15 protein-coding genes are annotated in these 16,963 nt (G+C 70.3%); 8 read left to right on the forward strand and 7 right to left on the reverse strand.

Annotated elements, in window-relative coordinates; all coding sequences use genetic code 11:
* The first annotated feature begins 191 nt into the window (after positions 1–191).
* The 4 genes from AC1UKG_RS19295 (at position 192) to AC1UKG_RS19310 (ending at position 4,565) form a co-directional block, all read left to right on the forward strand.
* Entirely contained in the window at positions 192–1,157 is a 966-nt protein-coding gene (locus AC1UKG_RS19295) for a carbohydrate ABC transporter permease (protein WP_026325479.1), read from the forward strand.
* A 10-nt stretch (positions 1,158–1,167) separates the two neighbouring features.
* Entirely contained in the window at positions 1,168–2,010 is an 843-nt protein-coding gene (locus AC1UKG_RS19300) for a carbohydrate ABC transporter permease (protein WP_482642197.1), read from the forward strand.
* Positions 2,007–3,443: a GH1 family beta-glucosidase gene (locus AC1UKG_RS19305; RefSeq protein WP_482642196.1), complete on the forward strand. Its 1,437-nt coding sequence runs from the start codon at positions 2,007–2,009 to the stop codon at positions 3,441–3,443. The genes AC1UKG_RS19300 and AC1UKG_RS19305 overlap by 4 nt, the downstream gene beginning before the upstream one ends.
* A gap of 75 nt (positions 3,444–3,518) precedes the next feature.
* Positions 3,519–4,565 carry a LacI family DNA-binding transcriptional regulator gene (locus AC1UKG_RS19310; RefSeq protein ID WP_018745492.1) on the forward strand — a complete coding sequence of 349 codons (1,047 nt, stop codon included), beginning with the start codon at positions 3,519–3,521 and terminating at the stop codon, positions 4,563–4,565.
* A gap of 150 nt (positions 4,566–4,715) precedes the next feature.
* Here AC1UKG_RS19310 and AC1UKG_RS19315 read toward each other — a convergent pair whose 3' ends face one another.
* Positions 4,716–5,927 carry an acyl-CoA dehydrogenase family protein gene (locus tag AC1UKG_RS19315; protein ID WP_018745493.1) on the reverse strand — a complete coding sequence of 404 codons (1,212 nt, stop codon included), beginning with the start codon at positions 5,925–5,927 and terminating at the stop codon, positions 4,716–4,718.
* Positions 5,927–6,997, reverse strand: coding sequence for a phosphotransferase family protein (locus AC1UKG_RS19320; RefSeq protein ID WP_018745494.1), 1,071 nt, complete (start codon positions 6,995–6,997; stop codon positions 5,927–5,929). The genes AC1UKG_RS19315 and AC1UKG_RS19320 overlap by 1 nt, the downstream gene beginning before the upstream one ends.
* 135 nt (positions 6,998–7,132) lie before the next feature.
* On the opposite strand from AC1UKG_RS19320, the gene AC1UKG_RS19325 reads away from it, so the two are divergent.
* The gene (locus tag AC1UKG_RS19325) at positions 7,133–7,735 is read left to right on the forward strand and encodes a GNAT family N-acetyltransferase (protein ID WP_018814806.1); all 603 of its coding nucleotides are present in this window, start codon (positions 7,133–7,135) and stop codon (positions 7,733–7,735) included.
* A gap of 207 nt (positions 7,736–7,942) precedes the next feature.
* Complete coding sequence (locus AC1UKG_RS19330; protein WP_482642195.1) at positions 7,943–8,212, forward strand: hypothetical protein; 270 nt, start codon at positions 7,943–7,945, stop codon at positions 8,210–8,212.
* Positions 8,213–8,414: 202 nt separating this feature from the next.
* Here the strand turns inward: AC1UKG_RS19330 and AC1UKG_RS19335 are convergent, their stop codons facing one another.
* From AC1UKG_RS19335 to bioB, 4 genes are all read right to left on the reverse strand, one after another.
* Positions 8,415–9,245, reverse strand: coding sequence for a hypothetical protein (locus AC1UKG_RS19335; protein ID WP_482642194.1), 831 nt, complete (start codon positions 9,243–9,245; stop codon positions 8,415–8,417).
* A 1,374-nt stretch (positions 9,246–10,619) separates the two neighbouring features.
* Positions 10,620–12,191 carry an aldehyde dehydrogenase family protein gene (locus AC1UKG_RS19340; protein WP_018745499.1) on the reverse strand — a complete coding sequence of 524 codons (1,572 nt, stop codon included), beginning with the start codon at positions 12,189–12,191 and terminating at the stop codon, positions 10,620–10,622.
* A gap of 235 nt (positions 12,192–12,426) precedes the next feature.
* Positions 12,427–12,678 (reverse strand): biotin synthase auxiliary protein BsaP, encoded by a 252-nt coding sequence (gene bsaP / locus AC1UKG_RS19345; protein WP_482642193.1) that lies wholly within the window; start codon positions 12,676–12,678, stop codon positions 12,427–12,429.
* Positions 12,679–12,689: 11 nt separating this feature from the next.
* Positions 12,690–13,685 (reverse strand): biotin synthase BioB, encoded by a 996-nt coding sequence (gene bioB, locus AC1UKG_RS19350; RefSeq protein ID WP_018745501.1) that lies wholly within the window; start codon positions 13,683–13,685, stop codon positions 12,690–12,692.
* Positions 13,686–13,868: 183 nt separating this feature from the next.
* Here bioB and AC1UKG_RS19355 point away from each other — a divergent pair, with 183 nt between their 5' ends.
* Both AC1UKG_RS19355 and bioD read left to right on the forward strand, forming a co-directional pair.
* Complete coding sequence (locus AC1UKG_RS19355) at positions 13,869–15,005, forward strand: 8-amino-7-oxononanoate synthase (protein ID WP_018814802.1); 1,137 nt, start codon at positions 13,869–13,871, stop codon at positions 15,003–15,005.
* Complete coding sequence (gene bioD, locus AC1UKG_RS19360) at positions 14,993–15,733, forward strand: dethiobiotin synthase (RefSeq protein ID WP_018733673.1); 741 nt, start codon at positions 14,993–14,995, stop codon at positions 15,731–15,733. Before AC1UKG_RS19355 ends, bioD begins: the two co-directional genes overlap by 13 nt.
* Positions 15,734–15,793: 60 nt before the next feature.
* Here bioD and AC1UKG_RS19365 read toward each other — a convergent pair whose 3' ends face one another.
* A complete protein-coding gene (locus tag AC1UKG_RS19365) occupies positions 15,794–16,963 on the reverse strand; it encodes a cytochrome P450 (protein ID WP_018814801.1) in 1,170 nt (389 codons plus the stop codon).

Below are 16,963 nucleotides of genomic sequence, written 5' to 3' on the forward strand. Positions count from 1 at the left end.
ACCGTTCCGGGCGCCACCGGTCGGTCCCGGAGCCGGGGTGCGGCCACCTGCTGGTGCGTGGTGCGTCGCGCCCTGCGCGAGGGCACCAACCCTGCCAGGAAAGGAATCCCCATGAGCCACCCTGAGCGAGCCGCCGGTCGACCTGGCCTGCCAGCACCGCAGGGCGACCCGGAATGCGGCGGAGCGCCGACATGAGTCACTCGACCACCGCCGCCCCGCCGACACCCACCGCACCACCACCCGGCGGTACCCCCAAGCGCTGGCGGCTCTCCCTGGCCCGCCTGGACATCAGGTACTCGCCGTACCTCTACATCGCGCCGTTCTTTCTGATCTTTGGCGTCTTCGGGCTCTACCCGATGCTGCGTACCGCCTGGATGTCGCTGCACGACTGGGACATGATCGGCGATCGCACCTTCATCGGGCTGGACAACTACACCCGGCTACTCACCGACGAATACTTCTGGAACGCGCTGATCAACACGTTCGGCATCTTCGCGCTGTCGACCGTCCCGCAGCTGTTGCTGGCGCTCTTTCTGGCGAACCTGCTCAACCGCACCCTGCTGCGGGCCAAGACCTTCTTCCGGATGGCTATCTTCGTTCCGAACGTGGTCTCGGTCGCCGCGGTCGCGATCGTCTTCGGCATGCTGTACCAACGGGAGTACGGGCTGGTCAACTGGCTGCTCGGATTCGTCGGGATCGACCAGATCGACTGGGACGGGCAGACCTGGAGCTCCTGGACGGCGATCGCATCCATGGTCAACTGGCGGTGGACGGGATACAACACCCTGATCCTGCTCGCCGGTATGCAGGCGATCCCCCGGGACCTCTACGAGGCGGCGGAGATCGACGGCGCCGGCCAGTGGCGGCAGTTCTGGCGAATCACCCTGCCGCTGCTCCGGCCGACGTTTATCTTCGTGGTCATCCTCTCCACGATCGGCGGCATGCAGCTCTTCACCGAGCCGCTCCTCTTCGCCAACGGCAACATCATCGGCGGCACCCAGCGCGACTTCCAGACCCTGGCCATGTACATGTACGAGATGGGTATCACGAATTTGAACAGCGCCGGTTACGGGGCGGCTGTCGCCTGGGCCCTCTTCATGATCATCGGCCTGATGTCGCTGCTCAACTTCGTCCTCGTCCGCCGCGCGGCCAAGTGAGGAGCCCTCGATGATCTCCGCATCCACGCGTCTCTGGCGCACCAGCCCGTTGACCTACCTCGCTCTCCTCCTGGCGACCCTACTGTCGATCTACCCCTTCTACTACCTGGTGGTGATCGGCACCCGCACCCTGGACTCGATCAACGACGTGCCGCCGCCGGTCATCCCCGGTGGTGCCTTCAGCGACAACTTCGGCCGGGTCCTCGACAACGACGCGGCCAACTTCCTCACCGGCATGATGAATTCGATCATCGTTTCCTCGGTGGTCACCGTGTCGGTGGTCCTCACCGGCTCGCTGGCCGGCTTCGCCTTCGCGAAGCTGCGCTTCCGGGGCCGCAACGTCCTGCTGCTCTCCATCATCGTGACGATGATGATCCCCACCCAGCTGGGCATCATCCCGCTCTGGGGCATGATGCAGACGCTGGGGTGGTACGACACGCTCTACGCGGTCACCGTGCCGTTCCTGGTCACCGCCTTCGGTGTCTTCATGATGCGGCAGTACGCCAGCCAGGCGGTCTCCGACGAGCTGATCGAGGCCGGTCGGGTCGACGGTGCCAGCACCCTGCGGATCTACTGGAACATCGTGCTGCCCGCGCTGCGCCCGGCGGCCGGGGTCCTGGGACTGCTGACCTTCATGGAAACCTGGAACTCCTTCCTCTGGCCGTACGCGGTGCTCACCCCGGAGAACCCGACGTTGCAGGTCTCCCTTTCCTTCCTGTCGTACGCGTACTACACCGACTACTCACAGGTCTTCGCCGCCACCGCCGTCGGCACCCTGCCGTTGGTCATCGTCTTCCTCCTGTTCGGCCGCCAGATCATCGGCGGGATCATGGAAGGTGCCGTCAAGTCGTGAGTAATCCTGCGCGCCCACCCGCCGCCGGCGTTCTCGCCGAACGCCCGCCGCTGACCTTCCCGCCGGGTTTCCGCTGGGGCGCCGCCACCGCGGCCTACCAGATCGAGGGTGCGGCGGCCCTCGGCGGCCGGACGCCGTCGATCTGGGACACCTTCAGCCACACCCCCGGGCGGGTGGTGGCCGGGCACACCGGTGACGTGGCGTGCGACCACTACCACCGGCTCGACTGGGATGTCGCCCTCATGGCCGAGCTGGGGCTGAAGTCGTACCGGTTCTCCGTGTCCTGGCCTCGGGTGCAGCCCGGCGGCACCGGCCCGATCAACCAGGAGGGATTCGACTTCTACCAGCGGCTGGTGGACCAACTGCTGGCCAACGGCGTCGAACCGTGGCTGACGCTCTACCACTGGGACCTGCCGCAGCCACTGGAGGACGCGGGCGGCTGGCCGGCGCGGGACACCGCCGCCCGGTTCGCCGACTACGCCGCTCTGGTCGCCGGCGCGCTCGGCGACCGGGTGCGGTACTGGACGACGCTCAACGAGCCGTGGTGCTCGGCCTTCCTCGGGTACGGCTCCGGGGTGCACGCCCCGGGTCGGTCCGACCCCGCCGACGCGGTGCGGGCCGGTCACCACCTGCTGCTCGGCCACGGGCTGGCCGTGCCGGCCGTACGGGCAGCGGCCCAGTCCGACGTCGAGGTCGGGGTGACCCTCAACCTGTACCCGGTCACCCCGGCCACCGACTCGCCCGGCGACGCCGACGCGGCACGCCGGATCGACGGGCTGGCGAACCGGTTCTTCCTCGACCCGCTGCTGCGCGGCTCGTACCCGGCGGATCTGAGGTCCGACCTCAGCCAGATCACCGACTTCGGGCACGTGCGTGCGGAGGACCTGACCACCATCGCCGCCCCGCTGGATCTGTTCGGAATCAACTACTACAGCCGGCACGTGGTCGCCGCGCCGACGGCCGCGTCCCCGCCGGAGCCGTACTGGCGTAAACCGTCGTGCTGGCCTGGCAGCGCAGACGTTCGTTTCGTTACCCGGGGCATACCGGTCACCGACATGGACTGGGAGATCGATCCTCCCGGGCTGGTCGAGACGTTGCGGCGGGTACACGAGGAGTACACCGACCTGCCGCTCTATATCACCGAGAACGGTGCGGCCTTCGTGGACGCGGTCGTGGACGGTCAGGTGGACGACCCGGACCGCACCGCCTACCTCGATGCGCACCTGCGCGCCGCACACCAGGCGATCGCCGCGGGTGTCCCGCTGCGGGGCTATTTCGCCTGGTCGTTGCTGGACAACTTCGAGTGGGCCTGGGGCTACACGAAGCGCTTCGGCATGATTCACGTCGACTACCGCAGTCAGGCCCGCACCCTGAAGTCCAGCGGTCGCTGGTACGCCGAGACGATCCGACGTAACGGTCTGGCTGCAGAATAGGCTCGGACCAGCTATCCGGGTGGTCCCGGTGTCACCGGTGGGCACCGGGGCCTTCCGCCGTCGGAGGAGCAGACGATGACAACGCAGCGCACCCGCTCGCTCGGGCGCCCGACTCTCGATGCGGTCGCCGCACGTGCCGGCGTTGGCCGGGGCACGGTCTCCCGCGTCGTCAACGGTTCACCCCAGGTCAGCCCCGAGGCCCGCGCCGCGGTGCAGCGGGCGATCGCAGAACTGGGGTACGTGCCGAACCGGGCCGCTCGCGCCCTGGTCACCCAGCGGACCGACTCGATCGCCCTGGTGGTGTCAGAATCCGGGGACCGGGTGTTCGCCGAGCCGTTCTTCGCCGGCATCGTGCGGGGCGTGAGCTCCGGCCTGCTGGGGACCCCGTTCCAGCTCTGGCTCGTCATGGTCCAGTCCCCGAGCGAGCGGGAGCGGGTCGAGCACCACCTGACCAACCAGCACGTTGACGGCGTCCTCCTGTTGTCGCTGCACGATGCCGACCCGCTGCCCACGCTGCTGGCAGAACGGGGCCTGCCCACCGTGCTCGGGGGCCGGCCAGCCCAGATGCTGCACGCCGACGCGGAGCCGGCCTGGCTCGTGGACGCGGACAACGTCGGCGGAGCCCGGCGCGCGGTGGAGTACCTCGTCGGGCGGGGACGGCGGCAGATCGCGACCATCACCGGCCCCCAGGACATGGCCGCCGGTCTGGGGCGGCTGACCGGCTACCAGGAGGCGGTCGCGAAGACGCCGAGCGGAGGCAACCCAGACCTGATCGCGTACGGGGACTTCAGCGAGGACAGTGGGGAGGCCGCGATGCGCCAGCTGCTGGCCGCGTGCCCGGACCTGGACGCGGTCTTCGCCGCCTCGGACCTGATGGCGTTCGGTGCGCTCCGGACGTTGCGGGAGGCCGGTCGGCGGGTGCCCGAGGACGTGGCCGTGGTGGGCTTCGACGACGCGCCGATCGCCCGCCAGTCAGACCCGCCGCTGACCACGGTCTTCCAGCCGATCGAGGAGATGGGACGGCAGATGGCCCAGTTGCTGGTGTCCCGGATCCGTGGTGAGCAACGGGCCACCACGACCATCCTCCTGGACACCGAGTTGATCGAGCGCGCCAGCACCTGACCGCCGCCGCTGGCCTCCGCACCGGAGCCGTCGCTGCGCGTGGCGGCCCTGGCCCGGTGCCCGGTGCCCGGTGCCCGGTGCCCGGTGCCTCGTGCCCGGTAGCTGGTGCGCGGCGGCCGGTGTCCGGCGCAGCGATCGAGGTGTGGCGATTCAGGCGTAGCGGCGGAGTTCGCGGCGGGCGAGAGCGGCCTTGTGGACCTCGTCCGGCCCGTCGGCGAGGCGCAGGGTGCGGGCCTGGGCCCAGAGCGCCGCCAGCGGGGTGTCCTGGCTGACGCCGGCACCCCCGTGCGCCTGGATGGCCTTGTCGATCACCCACTCCGCCATCGACGGCGTATCGATTTTGATGGCCTGGATCTCGGTGTGCGCGCCCCTGTTCCCGACCGTGTCCATCAGCCAGGCCGTCTTCAGCACCAGGAGTCGGGACTGCTCGATGCGGACCCGTGCCTCGGCGATCCACTCTCGCACCACCCCCTGTTCGGCGATCGGCCGGCCGAACGCCACCCGATCGAGGGCACGACGGCAGAGCAGCTCCAGCGCTCGCTCCGCCATGCCGATCAACCGCATGCAGTGGTGGATCCGGCCGGGACCGAGCCGGGCCTGGGCGATCGCGAAGCCACCCCCCTCCGCACCGATCAGGTTCTCCACCGGCACCCGGACATCGTCGAAGTCGATCTCGGCATGGCCACCGTGTGGGCCGTCGTGGTAGCCGAAGACATGGAGCCCGCGCCGGACGGTGACCCCAGGTGTGTCCCGCGGTACCAGGATCATGCTCTGCTGCCGGTGCCGGTCGGCCGACGGGTCGGTCCGACCCATCACCACGAAGATCTGACAGGCCGGATCCATCGCGCCGGACGACCACCACTTGCGGCCGTTGATCACGTAGTGGTCGCCGTCGCGGGTGATCTGAGTGGCGATGTTGGTGGCGTCGGAGGAGGCGACCTCCGGCTCGGTCATGCAGAACGCCGAGCGGATCTCCGCCGCCAGCAGCGGGCGCAGCCACCGCTGGCGCTGCGTCTCGGTGCCGAACTCGGCGAGCAGCTCCATGTTGCCGGTGTCCGGCGCCGCACAGTTCAGTGCCTCCGGCGCGAGGTGTGGGCTCCGGCCGGTCAGCTCGGCGAGCGGAGCGTACTGCAGGTTGGTCAGCCCGGCGCCGTGGTGGGGGTCGGGGAGGAAGAGGTTCCACAGGCCCCGCCGGCGGGCCGCCGCCCGCAACTCGGCCAGCACCGGCGGCCGAGCCCACTGGTCCGCGGCGCCCGCGACCTGCTCGGCGTAGACGGCCTCGGCCGGGTAGACCTGCTGCTCCAGAAAGTCGGTCAGCTCGGACCGCAGCCGCTCGGTGTGGGCGTCGTGGGTGAAGTCCATCAGCTCCTCCTCGAGACAGCGGTCAGTCCGTACGCGACCAGCGGAGCGACCATCTCGCCGATCTGGTCGAAGCCCGCCCCGAGGGTCTGCCCCTGGCGGTGCCGGTAGTGGATGCCCTCGCAGATCACCGCGAGTTTGAAGCACCCCAGGGCCACATGCCAGTCCAGCGGGCCGACATCGATCCCGCTGCGGCTGGCGTACCGCTCGATCAGCTCGGCGCCGGCGGGGAAGCCGGCCCGGGGCCCCAGCCCGTCGGCGACGGGATTACTCGGGACCGCATCCCCGCCCATCGCATCCCAGTAGGTCAGCAGGAGGCCCAGGTCGGCGAGCGGGTCGCCGAGGGTGGCCATCTCCCAGTCGAGCACCGCCTGGACGGCGACCGGGTTGACGGTGGCGAGGAGATTGTCCAGCCGGTAGTCGCCGTGCACGATCCGCCCCGGGCCGGAACTCTCCGGAGCGGTGCTGGCCAGTCGGTCGCGTAGCTCGTCAATGCCGGGCAGTGGCCGGCTCCGCGAGCTGTCGAGCTGCCCGGACCAGCGGCGGACCTGGCGGGCGAGAAAACCCCGCGGGCGGCCGAAGTCGGCCAGACCGACGTCCGCCGGGTCCACCGTGTGCAGCGCGGCGAGGGTGTCCATCATCGCCATCGCCAGCTCCCACCGCTGCCCGCGGGGGAGTGGGTCCGTCTGGCCCCGGGAGCGGAACACTGTGCCGGGAACGCGGTCCATCAGATAGAACGGCGCCCCGATCACCTCCGGGTCGGTGCAGAGCAGCAGCGCCTTCGGCACCGGCACCTCGGTCGGGGCGAGCGCCGAGATGACCCGGAACTCCCGCGCCATGTCGTGTGCGGTAGCCAGCACGTGGCCCAGCGGTGGCCGGCGCAGCACGAAATCCCGCCCGCCCGCGCCGAGCAGGTACGTCAGGTTGGACCGGCCGCCGGCGATCAGCTGGGCGGTCGGTGGCCCGTCGGCCAGGTCCGGCCGATGCTCGGCGAGGTAGCCGGCGAGCCGGCCCAGGTCCAGACCCGGCGGGGAGCCGGTCGGTGGGGAATCGTCGATGGCCGGCTCGGTCATCCGAACAGTTGATGGCAGCTCACCTCTGATGTCAAGGCCGGTGCCAATTCTCGGCGCCGAAACCGACCCGTCACCCTGGGTTGCGGGTTCTGCAATGGCGCTGGGGGAGGGTCGTAGCGCGGAAAGGGGTAGAACATGACGCGGTGGGGACAACAGACCCTGGTGGCGGACCGGCTGACCGGTCCGGCGGTGCAAGGACTGGGCGACCTGGTCACCCTGCGCCTGCCGGACGGCGCTGAGGTGGGCGTACGCTCCGCGGCCAGCGATGACCTGACCGGCGTGGCAGACCTGCACGAGCGGTGTTCGGCGCGTAGCCGCAACCGTCGCTACCACGGTGGGTCCGCCCGGCCCGCCCCGGCACGGTTGCGCCGACTGTTGGAGCCGGCCCGGGGAGTCACCCTGTTGGCCACTGCGACCGCCGCCGGCCTGTCCGCCGCGCCGGTGGTGGCAATGGCCAATCTGCTCGGTGAGGGAGACCTGGCAGAGGTGGCGTTGCTGGTGCGCGACGACTGGCAGCGTCGCGGGCTCGGATCGGCGCTGCTGCATCGGCTCGTGTGGCAGGCGGAGCAGGGCGGATACGCCGCCTTGGCGCTGCACATTCAGGCGGAGAACACTCCGATGCTGCGGACCGTCCGCCGGTTGGGCCCGCTGTCTGCGGTGGACCGGGACGGCTCGCTGCTGACACTGACGGTGCCGTTGATCGCGACGGTCTCCCCGGTCGGGGCGGGTCAGCCGTAGACCGCGCCGCGATGCCGCGATCGTCAGTTTCGGCCGGTGCGGATAGCGGACTGCTGTCGGCGTAGGACATTTCGGTGGCAGTGGCCACCTACCCCGGTTCTCTGACTGCTGCCGCGCGCAAATGGTGATGAATGCGAGTAGCGCACCGGAACGCATTTCCTCGTACTGTTGAAGGAGCACCACCTCACCCCCCGAGGAGGCACTCCAATGGTCAACGACTTTCTGATCTCGTTCATCCGCACCGCCGTTCCGGTCGCGGTCGGTGCGGTGCTGGCCTGGCTCGCCTCAAAAACGGGAATCATCCTCGATGCTGACTCGTCCGCTTCGCTGACCGCCGGAGTGGTCGCCGTGGCCGTGGCTGTCTACTATGCTCTCGCCCGTGCGCTGGAGACCCGGTGGCCCTGGCTCGGCGTGCTGTTGGGGCGGCGGGCGAAGCCGGTCTATGAGGTGCCGCGGACCAGCAGGAGCGAGAGCTGAGGCGCTCGTCCCTCCCGTCGTTCGCAGTAGCCGAGCGGGGTGGCGGGTGGCCGGGGAGCCACCCGCCACCACCGAAGGGCCCCTGACTTCCACTGAGTAAGCGGAACCAATTGCCGGGAGTGTGGAACACCGTCCGGGAGTACGGGGCCGGATCCTCACCCCGGGAATATCAACTGCTTTCCTGTCCCTGGATTCGTTCCGTTCAGGACGGCGTCGTCAGCTGTATCCAGGGGTTGTTACAGGTGAAGTTCTGCCCCTGCGTGGCGCATTCGGTTTCCCACACCTCACCGTCGGTGGTAAGTACCTTCACCCAGGCGTCATTCCCGGCGGCGGAGATGGCGACCCCGCAGACGGACTCTCCTGGGTAGTTGGCGTTACCGCTGAGGTCGGTCCAGGTGTAGGGCCCCGGCGGTGCTGGCGTGAGACTTCTGCGACCGGCGTAGGTGACGCCGTCCGAGACCACGGCGCTGAATTCTTCGGAGGCCGAGGGGGCGAGGCTGTCGATGTCAGCACAGGGTCCGGGTGGTCCTGTGGGTCCGGGTGGTCCTGTGGGTCCGGGTGGTCCTGTGGGTCCGGGTGGTCCTGTGGGTCCGGGTGGTCCTGTGGGTCCGGGTGGTCCTGTGGGTCCGGGTGGTCCTGTGGGTCCGGGTGGTCCTGTGGGTCCGGGTGGTCCTGTGGGTCCGGGTGGTCCTGTGGGTCCGGGTGGTCCTGTGGGTCCGGGTGGTCCTGTGGGTCCGGGTGGTCCCGGTGGTCCCGAAGGGCATTTGTGTCCACACTTGTCGTCCCAGTAACCCTGGTCCCAGTGCCCCTGATCCCAATGTCCCTGGTTCCAGTGCTCCTGCTCCCAGCCCCACTCCTCATCTGGGGAGGCGGTCATGCTCGTGTTCGTAGTGTTACCCCAGGTGTGGCCGAACGCTGGGGCAGTCAGGCCGACGAACGTGAAGGTGAGCGGTGCCATCACGCCGATGGCCACCCACCGTCTGCGACCCGCCAGCGGGCCTGCCTTCAACCCCTGGTAGCGATGGCGTTTCATGATCCTCCTCAGATGTCGGAGCGCTTCCGAAATAGCTTCTTCTCCTTGATATCTGCTACTCTGCGACCACTTAAGTGTTTTACGAAACTTTATCCAATTTGTCCCTGTTTGGGGTACGGCTTGGTTGCCCTTGCGGAGGTCCGTCCACAGTTGTCAGCCAGCCAGCCAGCCAGCTCGGTCGAAGCGGGCTGTTCCCCACGCCAGGAGTGAGTCCGGGTCTTGCCGGCAAGATCACCCGTCCGGTGCGCCAGGGCAGAGCCCGGGCCGGGCACCGGACGAAGCGTCCGGGGGAGGCGTCGCAGGGAAGCGGGGTTACCGGCTCGTTCGCCCGAGCCTCCGGCGACAGTGCGATATCCCGATCATCCGGGGGTCTCCACTGGGGCCGCTCGGGCGCCAGCACCGAGCGCCCTCTTGGCGGGATTTGGTGAACAACGGTAAAAGAAGACAATGGTTTGGCTTGAACAAAATTGCCCTGGACGGTTGTTTCCGGCCTGTATGTCGGGCTGAACCGGCATCCGGATAAATGGCAGCCCACACCGTGACACTGTGTAGCCCTTGATCGCAATCCTGTGATGGATTGGTTCGGTGCTCCCCGGGGGCTTGGGGGGAGTCGTGCTAGCTTGAAAGGAGCTTCGTTGAGAAGGTCTTTTCCGTATTTCGTGCGCCGTGCAACTTTTGCCTTTATGGCGGTCGGCCTTGCTACGGTGAGCCTCTCCTCCATCAGCCCGGCAGTGGCGGAGGGCAAGCCAGTTCCGGCCCCATCGGTTACCACCTTGGCGGATGGCACGACCCACGGGGTCATCCCTCCGCAGGAGTGCATCGGCAGACGCTGTGGAGTCGCAGTCGCTTGCCGTCGGAAGTCTCGAGGTGCCGCAAAATGAACCTCTGTAACGGCGGAACCGCCAGTTGTCACGAGGACGGAAAGTCGAAACGGCCGATATTGGTGACTGGATCTGCTACAGTTTCAAGCCGTCTCGGAATAGAGACACCGGCGTGAGTCGCCTGCGTCACCCACCTCGCCCATCTGCCGGTGACCTCAACAGGAGGTACGAGGGTATCGGAAGTGATGTGCAGAAATGTGTCCCCAGCGGCCACACCCGTAAGGGGAGAGGGCCATGTGCAGCACGTCATATTCTCGAACGACCTGATTTTCGAAGGCAGTCAAGCCCTCCCGATGGAGTGCACGGATCATGTCGCCTGGTGGGTGGGGTTGGGCACCAACCGATGCCGCTGGGGGCGGTGGATGGGGCCCTGTTGGTCCATCCACCGCCCCCAGCGCGGCGCGGCTTCGTCAACGCGACAGCGCTTTCCCGGCGCGACAGCAGCGGTCCGACGCGAGGCGACGCGGTCCAAGGCGACACGCCGGGCGACGCGTCAGACGTTCGGTGGTAGCGCCGTCCGGTCCGGGAAGTTGCCGTACAGCCGATCGTCGTCACCGCCGACGGTGACCGCCTGGACCAGCAGGTCGCCGCCGACGAAGGCGCCCTTCCAGGAGGCACCCCGCCCACCGAACGGCTCCTGGCGGTCGCCCCGGGAGCGGGGTTTGTTGATGCCGACCTTGAACGCCTGCACGTCCATGGCGAGCTTCGCCGCCTCGTCCTCGTCGTCGCAGGCGAGCGAGGCGACCAGTGCGCCGTTGGAGGCGTTCATCGCGGCGAGGAGCTCGTCGGTGGTGTCCACCACCACGATCGTGTCGACCGGCCCGAACGGCTCGGCGTGCATCAGCCGAGATCGACCGGGCGGGGCGAGCAGCACCGACGGCGCCACGTAGGCGGAGGTGTCCTGCCCGTCGAGGAACGGCGCCCCGTCGAGCCGGCCCCGGTGCAGCGGGACCGCCCCGCCCCGGACCGCCTCGTCGACCTTACGGCGCAGCTCGTCGGCCTTGGCTGCGCTGATCAGGGGCCCGAAGTCCAGCTCGGGGAGGGGGTCGCCGGCGGACCATCCGTCGCCGACCGCCAGCGGATGTCCGAATCGTACGGACCGCACCACCGGCAGGTACATGTCGAGGAACTGGTCAACCAGGTTCCGTTGGACGACGAAGCGGGGGTAGGCGGTGCAGCGCTGCTTGCCGTACTCGAAGCCCTTCTTCAGGTGCGCGGCGAGCTGATCCCAGCGGGAGAAGTCCCAGATCCCCCAGGCGTTCAGCCCTTCCTGCTCGATGAAGTGCCGCTTGTCGCTGTCCAGCAGCGCCGCCGCGACCTTTCCGCCGTTGGAGCGCCCGCCGACGAACGCCACCGCGCCGACCTCCGGGGCGCGGACCAGCACCTCGGAGAGTTCCTCCCCGCTGCCGGAGATCAGCGTGGCGGGCAGGCCGGCGCGGCGCAGCAACGCGTGCGCGACGGTGAGGCAGACCGCGCCCCCCTGCGACGGCGTCTTGGCGATCACGGCGTTCCCGGCGAGGAGCTGCACCAGCTCGGCGTGGACCAGGACGCTCATCGGGTAGTTCCACGAGGCGATGTTGCTCACCGGACCGGGAAGTGGTTCCCGGCCGTCGGCGAGCATCCGGTCGATCTCGTCGACGTACCACCGGACCCCGTCCAGGGCCCGGTCGACGTCGGCGGCGGCGAGCCGCCACGGCTTGCCGATCTCCCAGACGAGCAGGAGGGCGAGGAGGTCGCGGTGGGCGGTCAGGGCGTCCAGGGCCTCGACGACCCGCGCCTTCCGTTCGGCGAGGGGAGTGTCGGCCCAGTCCCGGTGCGCGGCGGCGGCGTGGGCGACCGCGGCGCGCGCGGCCGTCGCGTCCAGCCGGGGGAGGCGGACCAGGGTCGTGTTGTCGACGGGCGTGCGTACGGTGGCCGGGGTGCCGACCGCCCGCCAGTCGCCCTCGATCAGGTTGTGCAGCGTTCGGATGCCGTCGGTCGAGGCGGAAAAGGCTTCGGGGGCGGCGGCTACCGCGCGGTCGAGGACCTCGGACCAGGCGGTCCCGTCGGCGAGTCGTAGAGCCATCGCGTTCTCCTCAGGGTTGTCCGGGGAGCGGCGGCGTCGATGGCACCGCTGGTGTGGCGTACTGTCGCCCGCCGGGAGCGGGGGCGGCAACAGTACGTTCGTATGTCAGGACGGCGGGGCTGCCGCCGGCTCGCTTATTGAGCGGTTGTGGAGTGGCCCCTCACCGTCCTGAACTGGCCCAACACCAGAATTATATTTAAGATTTTCGATACTGTGAGGAATCTCCGGGCGCCGGTCAGGCCCGTGTCTCACCGTGCTCGACGCAGCCCGCCGCCCAACCGACCGGCAGCACCTGCACCTTCATCCGTCGCCGGCAGTGCCCGCAGTAGCGGGGTGGCTCCAGCTGCCGGGCGGCCCGGCAGGCGGTGTGGTCCCCCTCGCCGACGGGCGTACCGCACCGGTCGCACCAGGAGGCGCCGGCCCCCGCCGGGCCGCCGAGCCGTGTCGACGTGCCAAGCGGGGCCGGACCCGTCGTGTCGCCGCTCATCCCGGCCAGGCTCACAGCGTCTCGGAGAGCGCCTTGACCGGCATCTTCAGGTCCTGGAGCAGCTCCAGGTCCGTCGTGGCCGGGCGACCCAGCGTGGTCAGGTAGTTCCCGACGATCACCGCGTTGATGCCGCCGAGCAGGCCGCTGCGGGTACCCAGATCGCCGAGCGTGAGCTCGCGGCCACCGGCGTACCGGAGGATCGTGCGGGGCAGGGCGAGCCGGAACGCGGCGATGGCACGCAGCGCGTCCTTCCCCTCGACCACCGAGCGGTCCCCGAGCGGGGTGCCGGGCCGGGGGTTGAGGAAGTTCAGCGGAACCTCGTGCGGGTCCAGCTCGGCGAGTTGGGCGGCGAACTCGGCGCGCTGCTCAACGCTCTCCCCGAGGCCGAGGATGCCACCGCAGCACACCTCCATGCCGGACTCGCGGACCATCCGCAGCGTCTCCCAGCGCTCCTCCCAGGAGTGGGTGGTGACCACGTTCGGGAAGTACGAGCGGCAGGTCTCCAGGTTGTGGTTGTAGCGGTGTACGCCCATCTCGACCAGCTCGTCGACCTGCTCCTGGGTGAGCATGCCGACCGAGGCCGCCACCTGGATATCGACCTCCGCCCGGATCGCGGCGACGCCCTCCCGCAGCTGCCGCATCAGCCGGTCGTCCGGGCCGCGCACGGCCGCCACGATGCAGAACTCGGTCGCGCCGGTCTTCGCGGTCTGCTTCGCGGCCTCCACAAGCGACGGGATGTCCAGCCACACCGCGCGGACCGGCGAGGTGAACAGGCCGGACTGCGAGCAGAAGTGGCAGTCTTCCGGGCAGCCGCCGGTCTTGAGCGAGACGATTCCCTCGACCTCGACCTCCGGACCGCACCAGCGCATGCGTACCTCGTGCGCGAGCTGGAGAGCGGCGGGTAGGTGCTCGTCGGGGAGGTTCAGCACGGCGAGGACGCCGGCCTCGTCGAGGCCGACGCCGTTCTCCAGTACCTGGGTGCGGGCCTGGTCGAGGATCTCTGGCATGGCCGTACCCTACAAGGCCGCCGCCGCGGGAAGGGGTGCCCGGGGCGGCGCGGGCCAACCACCAGCGGGACCGGAGCGCGGCGCGCCGGAGCGGCGCGCGGCACGCCGGAGCGGTGTCCGGCCAGGTGGTACGTTCGCCCCGGCGGAGGCGCCCGGCGAGCGGGAGCCGGGGAAGGAGCGGCGGTGTCGGACTGGCTTGCAGCCCTGGACCGCCGAGCCGAACTGCGCGCCAAGGCGGGGCTGACCCGCACCCTCCGCCCCCGCGCCGCCGCCGACGACCTCGTTGACCTGGCCGGCAACGACTACCTCGGCCTGTCGAGGCACCCTGCGGTGACCGCGGCGGCTACCGCGGCGCTGAACGAGTACGGGCTGGGCGCCACCGGGTCCCGGCTGGTGCGGGGCTCCACCGCACCGCACCACGCCCTCGAAGAAGATCTCGCCGGTTGGCTCGGGGCCGAACGCGCCCTGCTCTTCTCCTCCGGCTACCTGGCCAACGTCGGCGCGGTCCGGGGCCTGGTGCGGCCGCGGACGCTCCTGGTATCCGATGCGCACAACCACGCGTCGCTGATCGACGGGTGCCGGATTTCCGGTGCGGAGACGATGGTGACCCCGCACGCGGACGTGGACGCGGTCCGGGCCGCGCTCGCCGCCGCGCCGGGTCGCCCGGCGGTGGTGGTGACCGAGTCGGTGTTCTCGGTTGACGGGGACCTCGCTCCCCTCGCCGAGCTGCACGCGGTCGCCCGGGAGCACAACGCGTTGCTGCTGGTGGACGAGGCCCACGGGCTCGGCGTGGTCGGGCCCGGCGGTGCCGGGGGAGTGACCGCGGCCGGTCTGGCCGGGGAGCCCGACGTGATCGTCACCGCGACTCTCTCCAAAGCGTTGGGCGGAGCCGGCGGTGTGGTCGCCGCTCCGGCGGAGTTCGTCCGGCACCTGGTCGAGACCGGGCGGACGTTCATCTTCGACACCGCCCCGCCGCCGGCAGTGGCGGCCGGGGTGCGGGCCGCCATGGAGCTCGCCTGGAAGGGCGATCAGCTGCGGGTGGAGCTCGGCGACCGGGCCGCGTACGCGGTCCGGCGGTTGCGCGCCGCCGGGCTGACCGGGTCGGCACCGAAGGGCGCGGTCGTGTCGGTGACCGCACCTGGTCCGGAGGCGGCCACCGCCTGGGCCGCCGACTGCCGAGACCGGGGCGTCGCGGTCGGCTGCTTCCGTCCCCCCTCCACCCCGGACAGCCGTTCCCGGCTCCGGCTGACCATCAACGTCGGGGTCCCCCGGGCGGACTTCGAGCGGGCCCTGGAGGTCATCGTGGAGTGCGCGCCGTGAGTGCGACGCCGTGGCGGGGGCCGGTACTGGTCACCGGCACCGACACGGGGGTCGGCAAGACCGTGGCGACCGCGGCGGTCACCGCGGCGGCGCAGGCCGCCGGGCTGCGGGTCGCGGTGGTCAAGCCCGGCCAGACCGGTACGGCCACGGGTGACCCGGTCGACATCGACGAAGTCACCCGACTCGCCGCACCGCTCACCGGGCGGACGCTGGCGAACTTTCCCGATCCGCTGGCCCCGCTGGCCGCGGCCCGGGTCGCCGAGTTGCCGCCGCTGGAGCTGTACACGGCGGTCGACGCCGTCCGCGAGGAGGCCGACAAGCACGACCTGGTCTTGGTCGAAGGGGCCGGCGGGCTGCTCGTGCCGATGGGGCTGCGCCCGTCGGGTGAGCCGTGGACGATGGCCGATCTCGCGGTCTCCCTCGGCTGCCCGGCTGTGGTGGTGGCGCGGGCCGGTCTGGGCACCCTCAACCACACCGCGCTCACCCTGGAGGCGTTGGAACGCCGGGCGGTGCCGGCGGGGGTGTTGCTCGGTGCCTGGCCGGTCGAGCCGGAGCTGGTCCACTGGGCGAACCTGACCGACCTGGTGCCGTACCTGGTCGGCGCGTTGCCGGCTGGTGCCGGGGCGATCGATCCGGGCGTGTTCCGGCGGTCCGCGCCGGGATGGCTCACCCCGGCGTTGTACGGGGTGCTCGACGACTGGCGAGCCTGGGCCGAGGAGGTTCGCTGAGGCGGGCGGGCCGAGGAGGGCCGCTGAGCCGGCTGGCCGGTGATCCGCTCTGCCGGGTGGTCAGCGGCGGATCACGAAGGCGTCGGGCATCCGGAAGGTGAGGTTGTCCGGATACCACGGAGCACGCACCACGGACGTCCCGTCAAGTAGCGGGGTCGCCTGCTCCACCACCACCGCCGCCTCCATCCGGGCCAACTGGTCGCCGAGGCAACGGTGGGCGCCCGCCCCGAAGGCCAGATGCCGGCGTGACCCCCGTTGGCCGGGCCGGAACTCCTCGGGCGCCGGCACGATGGCCGGGTCACGGCCGGCCCGGGCCAGCCACAACAGCATGCTGGTGCCCGCCGGCACGGCGGTCCCGCCCAGCGTGCTGTCCACGGCGGCGACCCGACGCCAGGTGACGATCGGTGGTTCCAGCCGTAGCCCCTCCTCGACCACGTTCGCCACCGAGACGCTGCCGTCCCGCAGCGCGGCGCGAACGGTCGGCTCACCGGCCAGCCGGTGCAGGAGCAGGGTGAGGAACTGCGACGTGGTCTCCTGACCGGCTACCAGCAGGAAGAACAGCGCCCCGACGAGCACGTCCGGCGGGTGTCCGGTGGCCCGCAGGGCAGCGGCCAGCCCACCGCCGGTGTCCGCGAACTCCCGCAGCACCTGGTGGAACCGGCCGACCTCGTCGGCCAGGGCCAGCTGGCGGTCAGCGTCCAGCGGGGCCCAGAACAGCTCCAGCGCCGCACGGGCGAACTGCTTCACCGCGGAGACCGGGGCGTCCGGGAGTTCGACCAGGCGGGCCAGGACCAGCAGCGGCAGGTCGGCACTGAGCTCGGCGTGCAGGTCGGCGGAGCCACCAGAGTCGAGAGTGGCGCCGATCGCGGCTACCCGCTCGGCCACCAGCTTGGTCAGCCAGGGTCGTTGGGCGGCGACCTTCGCCGGGTGGAGCGCGTCGGCGACGAGGGCGCGGATCGCCGGGTGGCTCACACCACCGTTGTTGGCCAGGGTCGGGGGGAGGCGGAAGCGATGTCCGGCGAGCACCCGCAGGGCAGGTACCGGGATCGGGGTGACAGCGTCCAGGGCATTGTCCGGACGGTAGGTCACCTGGTCCGTGAGTACCTGCCGGACCAGCTCGTGTTCGGTCACCACCAGGTGTTCGGTGCCCTGCTGGTCAGCGACCCGGGTGACGGGCGGCCAGTGGGTGCCGGCGGTCTTCGTCCAGCTCCGGAACAGCACGGCGGACAC

It is taken from the genome of Salinispora sp. CH2A1_6 (genome assembly GCF_056820975.1).

Excerpts from the sequence above, each read along its gene's own strand:
- AC1UKG_RS19325 (WP_018814806.1), top strand. The coding sequence starts at position 7,133 with ATGACGCGGTGGGGACAACAGACCCTGGTGGCGGACCGGCTGACCGGT.
- AC1UKG_RS19330 (WP_482642195.1), top strand. The coding sequence starts at position 7,943 with ATGGTCAACGACTTTCTGATCTCGTTCATCCGCACCGCCGTTCCGGTC.
- AC1UKG_RS19310 (WP_018745492.1), top strand. The coding sequence starts at position 3,519 with ATGACAACGCAGCGCACCCGCTCGCTCGGGCGCCCGACTCTCGATGCG.
- bioB (WP_018745501.1), bottom strand. The coding sequence starts at position 13,685 with ATGCCAGAGATCCTCGACCAGGCCCGCACCCAGGTACTGGAGAACGGC.
- AC1UKG_RS19335 (WP_482642194.1), bottom strand. The coding sequence starts at position 9,245 with ATGAAACGCCATCGCTACCAGGGGTTGAAGGCAGGCCCGCTGGCGGGT.
- bsaP (WP_482642193.1), bottom strand. The coding sequence starts at position 12,678 with ATGAGCGGCGACACGACGGGTCCGGCCCCGCTTGGCACGTCGACACGG.
- AC1UKG_RS19315 (WP_018745493.1), bottom strand. The coding sequence starts at position 5,927 with ATGGACTTCACCCACGACGCCCACACCGAGCGGCTGCGGTCCGAGCTG.
- AC1UKG_RS19300 (WP_482642197.1), top strand. The coding sequence starts at position 1,168 with ATGATCTCCGCATCCACGCGTCTCTGGCGCACCAGCCCGTTGACCTAC.
- AC1UKG_RS19295 (WP_026325479.1), top strand. The coding sequence starts at position 192 with ATGAGTCACTCGACCACCGCCGCCCCGCCGACACCCACCGCACCACCA.
- AC1UKG_RS19340 (WP_018745499.1), bottom strand. The coding sequence starts at position 12,191 with ATGGCTCTACGACTCGCCGACGGGACCGCCTGGTCCGAGGTCCTCGAC.
- AC1UKG_RS19320 (WP_018745494.1), bottom strand. The coding sequence starts at position 6,997 with ATGACCGAGCCGGCCATCGACGATTCCCCACCGACCGGCTCCCCGCCG.